Below are 2,480 nucleotides of genomic sequence, written 5' to 3'. Positions count from 1 at the left end.
CGTCAGATCGTCAGACAATTGCTGTTCATAGTCAGCCTGAGTGATGCGGCTGCGATAGAGGACATCGCGATATGTATCGAGGTCGAGCGCGCCGGTCAGCGGGTTCTTGAAGGCGTCGATGTTCTTCAGTTCTTCCACAACGGCATCGGTGGAGGGATGGACGCCGATGGAGTCGGCATAGCCGAGCAAGGTGAGCTTGGCGGCTTCGAGCTGGAAGACCTGGTCGATGACACCCTGTTCCAGCAATTCCGGCTTGGTAACGGGCTCTTCGGAGTCCGCATTGATGTTCCGGATGACGCTCTCAACGCGGCGATCGAAGGTGACGGCATCAAAGCCCCGGCTGCCCGCGGCGGCCATGTTGGAGCCGATTCCGCCCCGCAGCTGAGCGAACATCTGGTCAACACCCCAGAACGCCATCCCCGCAATGATGATCATGACAATAATCTTCCCGACGAAGGAATTCATCAGGCTTTTCATCAAGGCTAGCATATCGGCAGCGTCTTTCTGGCAGGTTGAGCGGTGGTCCAGTGCTTGCTAGGCGACCCCGTTAGGTCTTTCAAGATAGGGATAGCTTATGACCAGAACACTTATCGCCGGGAATTGGAAGATGAACGGCCTCAAGTCCAGCCTTGGGGAAATCCGAGATGCGGCTGCAGGCGTGGGTCAAGGCAAGGCCGGGGTCGAGGCGCTGTTGTGCGTACCGGCAACCCTTCTGACCCTTGCGGCAGAGGCCGCGCACGGCTCAGCGCTGCGGGTCGGTGGCGAAACCTGCCATGCGGCCGAAAGCGGCGCGCATACTGGTGATGTGTCGGCAGAAATGCTGGCAGACGCGGGCGCAACCCATGTCATTGTTGGCCATTCAGAGCGCCGGACAGACCATGCGGAGAGCAATGAAATCGTGGCCGCACAAGCCGCAGCCGCCCTGCGCGCGAGTCTGACGCCGATCATTTGCATTGGCGAAAGCCTCGACCAGCGCAAGGCGGGTGAGACGCTGGAATTCGTGGCCAGCCAGATCGCAGGCTCGATTCCGGACGGGGCCACGGCTGAACAGATTGTGATTGCATATGAGCCAATCTGGGCCATCGGTACGGGCGAAGTTGCCACGCCAGATCAGATTGATGAAGTTCATACCGCGATCCGCACGCGCCTTACAGAACGATTCGGTGCTGAGGCCGCAGACCTCATTCCGCTGCTCTATGGCGGCAGCATGAAGCCGGGAAATGCGGCTGAAATCCTTGCGGTCAAGGATGTGAATGGCGGTCTAATTGGGGGGGCAAGCTTGAAGGCGGCGGATTTCCTCGCCATTTACGGTCAAGCAAAGTAATCAAAGACTGAACCCGAAGGCTTGGCGTCTGTCCCCAATGGGGATATGCGGGCCGCTTGAATTTTACTGGAAACGCACCAGCCATGCAGAACGTCATCCTTGTAGTCCACATCCTCGCCTGTCTTATCGTGACAGGACTGGTCCTGATCCAGAAATCCGAAGGCGGCGGCCTCGGTATTGGTGGTGGCGGCGGGGGCGGCGCGGGATCGCTCATGTCCGGACGTGGCGCTGCCGGCGCCCTGGTGCGTTCCACGATCATGTTTGCCGGTATCTTCTTCGTGACCAGCCTGGCGCTGACCACACTGGCCAACCGAAACACCGACACACGCACCAATGTCGAGCGCGCACTTGGCGCTGACGAAGATGGCGCAACCGGCCCGGTCGACCTGCTGGATCCAACCGCGCCGCTGCTGGAGGGCCAGGACGGCCTGTCCACGCCCGCGCCGGAAGCGGCTGAGCCGGGTGTCCTGATCGATCCTACGGCAGACATGCCACCCGCCGATATCGAGGCTGATCCTGTGCCGGAAACCGAGCCGGAAACAGGTAATCCCCAGTAATTGCGCCGCGCAGGTGTTTTCCCTGCGTCCCATTTGTCCGAATCACGGCATCAGGGTGATCCCATGATCCGCTATATTTTCATTACAGGCGGCGTGGTGTCCTCCCTTGGCAAGGGTATCGCTTCCGCCGCACTCGGTGCGTTGCTTCAGGCGCGTGGCTACAAGGTCCGTCTGCGCAAGCTCGATCCGTATCTCAATGTCGACCCCGGCACGATGAGCCCCCGCCAACATGGCGAGGTCTATGTCACCGATGACGGCGCAGAGACCGATCTGGACCTTGGTCATTATGAGCGCTTCACCGGCGTCTCGGCACGCCAGTCCGACAATATCACGACGGGGCGGATCTATAGCCGCATCATCGAGAAGGAACGGCGCGGGGATTATCTCGGCGCGACGATCCAGGTGATTCCGCACGTCACAAACGAGATCAAGGATTTCGTCCTGTCCGATCCGGGCGAGGATGTGGAATTCGTGCTCTGCGAAATCGGCGGCACGGTCGGCGATATCGAAGGTCTGCCCTTCATGGAAGCGATCCGTCAGCTTCGCAACGATCTGGAGCCATGGCAGACGCTGAGCGTGCATGTCACCCTCGTGCCCTA

4 protein-coding genes are annotated in these 2,480 nt (G+C 60.1%); 3 read left to right on the top strand and 1 reads right to left on the bottom strand.

The window, feature by feature from the left end; genetic code table 11:
* The coding region (locus tag B4F73_RS09100; RefSeq protein WP_290483068.1) for a SurA N-terminal domain-containing protein at positions 1-477 on the bottom strand (477 nt) is incomplete at its 3' end.
* Positions 478-574: 97 nt separating this feature from the next.
* Here B4F73_RS09100 and tpiA point away from each other — a divergent pair.
* The 3 genes from tpiA to B4F73_RS09085 all read left to right on the top strand — a co-directional run.
* Entirely contained in the window at positions 575-1,324 is a 750-nt protein-coding gene (tpiA, locus tag B4F73_RS09095; protein WP_290479537.1) for a triose-phosphate isomerase, read from the top strand.
* 56 nt (positions 1,325-1,380) lie between these two features.
* Positions 1,381-1,881 carry a preprotein translocase subunit SecG gene (secG, locus tag B4F73_RS09090; protein ID WP_290483067.1) on the top strand — a complete coding sequence of 167 codons (501 nt, stop codon included), beginning with the start codon at positions 1,381-1,383 and terminating at the stop codon, positions 1,879-1,881.
* Between the two features lie 63 nt (positions 1,882-1,944).
* Positions 1,945-2,480, top strand: a 536-nt coding sequence (locus B4F73_RS09085) for a CTP synthase (RefSeq protein ID WP_290483066.1), incomplete at its 3' end; no start/stop codon positions are given.

The organism is Hyphomonas sp. UBA3601, assembly GCF_002375605.1.
Lineage (GTDB): Bacteria > Pseudomonadota > Alphaproteobacteria > Caulobacterales > Hyphomonadaceae > Hyphomonas.
Note: the sequence above shows the minus strand (reverse complement) of the source record. Positions and strands in the feature narration are given on the sequence as shown.

Bases quoted from the DNA above. Each gene is read 5' to 3' on its own strand.
- tpiA (WP_290479537.1), top strand. From the start codon at position 575: ATGACCAGAACACTTATCGCCGGGAATTGGAAGATGAACGGCCTCAAG.